The organism is Candidatus Accumulibacter vicinus (assembly GCF_000584955.1).
Taxonomy (GTDB): Bacteria; Pseudomonadota; Gammaproteobacteria; order Burkholderiales; family Rhodocyclaceae; genus Accumulibacter; species Accumulibacter vicinus.
Genome location: NZ_JDSS02000042.1, coordinates 38,660 through 40,462, shown reverse-complemented (window position 1 = coordinate 40,462; position 1,803 = coordinate 38,660). Strand labels below are relative to the sequence as shown.

Annotated in this window: 2 protein-coding genes and 1 pseudogene; 1 reads left to right on the top strand and 2 read right to left on the bottom strand. The window is 62.7% G+C overall.

Annotated elements, in window-relative coordinates; all coding sequences use genetic code 11:
* Positions 1–1,137, bottom strand: a 1,137-nt coding sequence (locus CAPSK01_RS18215) for an IS66 family transposase (protein ID WP_273704028.1), incomplete at its 3' end; no start/stop codon positions are given.
* Between the two features lie 159 nt (positions 1,138–1,296).
* Between CAPSK01_RS18215 and CAPSK01_RS23905 the strand changes: the two are divergent.
* Positions 1,297–1,419, top strand: a pseudogene (locus tag CAPSK01_RS23905) (VapC toxin family PIN domain ribonuclease); the annotation flags it as partial.
* Here the strand turns inward: CAPSK01_RS23905 and CAPSK01_RS18210 are convergent.
* Positions 1,379–1,803: type II toxin-antitoxin system VapC family toxin (locus tag CAPSK01_RS18210; RefSeq protein WP_273704027.1), on the bottom strand; the 425-nt coding region annotated here is incomplete at its 5' end. The pseudogene CAPSK01_RS23905 and the gene CAPSK01_RS18210 overlap by 41 nt on opposite strands.

Genomic DNA, 1,803 nt, shown 5'->3' with positions numbered 1-1,803 from the left:
TCGTGTTCGTCCGCGCTTCCCCGATTTTTCCGCCTGCGGATTGAGGACCTCGCCTTCGCTGAGAATTTCGGTATATCGGTTACGCAACAGCGCAACGCGTTCGACGGGTAACGAACCGCCCGCCTGGTTCACCTCATGGCAGGCGGCCACCAGAAGTTCGATCAGGCGGCCTGCCCAAGCCTGCTGGAGTTCCTCGAAAAGGTAGGTCAATTCCCGCAGGTGATGGACATTGCACAGCCCGTGCTTGCACCGCAGGTCGCGGTAAGGTTTCCAGCCGTCGTGGATCAGTGTGCCCAGAAAGCCGGGGAGAATCCCCAGCGCATCGAAGGCCCGCTTGCCCCGTTTCTCGTGACAGCCGACCCAGGTGAGCATCGCCGTCACCAGCGCGTGCATCCAGTGCAGCTTACCGGCCACCCGCATCCCGGTTTCGTCCGCATGAGCGACCTCGGCCGTTTGGATGGCTTCACCCATCCAGGCCACGGTCGGCGCCAGGCGAACAGCCGCCTCTTCGCTGGCCGCCAGCACCGTGCCCTGCGCCATCGGCAGGCCGAAGAAGTCTCCCATCAACGCCGCCGTGCGTTGTACCGGCATCATGTGCTGGTGTGTCAAATGAACCACCGCGGCCAGGGCCGCCGGCCCGTATTGCACAGGCGCCACCACGTCAGCCGGAAACGTGCCACGGGAAATCCTGCCGCAGGCGCATCGGCTGGCAAGCACCGGGTGCTCAGTCACCTCGAAACCCAGCCGGGGAAGATCGAACACCTGACGGCTTTCAACCACTGTCGGTTCAGCCAGGACAGCACCGCAGTCATCGCAATGCGATGGGGGCAGATGGGTTTCAATGTGATCTGCAACCGCCACTTTCTTCAGCGTGTGCCCACCATGCCCCTCCTGTCCGCCACTCGGGCGCTCTCCTCCCTTGCGCAGCGACTTGGGTTGGGGCTTGGCAAGCCCATCCGAGGACGGGGGCTTGCTCGAATTGCGGCTGTTTTGCGCAAGGCGCGCTGCCAGTTCATCTCCCTTCGCTTGCAGCGTGGTGACTTGAACCGTCAGCCTCCGCACCCACGACCACAGATCGCGGATCAGTTGATCTTTCTCGGCAACGCTCAGTCTGCTCAGGTCGGGAAGCTCATCCATGGCCTCAACATTAGCACAAACCGTGCACACCCGTGCCATGCTCCTGAGTAGTTACTCCCCTTCTTGCTGTAAGAAGTAAGAATAGCACAGCATTACGTCGGCGACCGCGTCGTGGAACGTCTACCGCCGGAGCATTCGCAGCCCGATCGCGCCGGCCGCTGGGATTCGCTCATCGTCGCGGCGGCGCTGGCCGCAGGCTGCGAAATCCTTTACTCCGAGGACATGCAGTACGGGCAGGTATTCATTGAGTTAAAGGGGCCAGGCTCCAACAGGGTGCCGTAGCCCTTGCGTTGTTGATGTGGGTGAAGTTCCAGGTCACCACGAAGTCCATTCCGTTGCGCGTCGCCATGGCAACGTGCAGGGCGTCTTCCGCGCACTCCGCTGGGATCGCCTTCTCCACAACCAGCAGCTCGGCCATTCGTCCCGCGTCGTCTCCGATGTGCAACACCGGCAGCCCGTGTATGGCGTCCAGCCGCTGTGCGGCGGCCACCTCGTCACCCTTGCTGGCCTCCAGCACCATCAGCGCCGACACGAAGCACTCGCAGTCGGTCAGTAGTCGATCCCATACCTCGCGGGCAAGCTCCTGCCGCGCCGCAATAATCAGGTCGCGGCTCGGCTTGGCCGTCAGATAGCTGATTACCGTCGTTTCGATGTAGACCCGCGGCT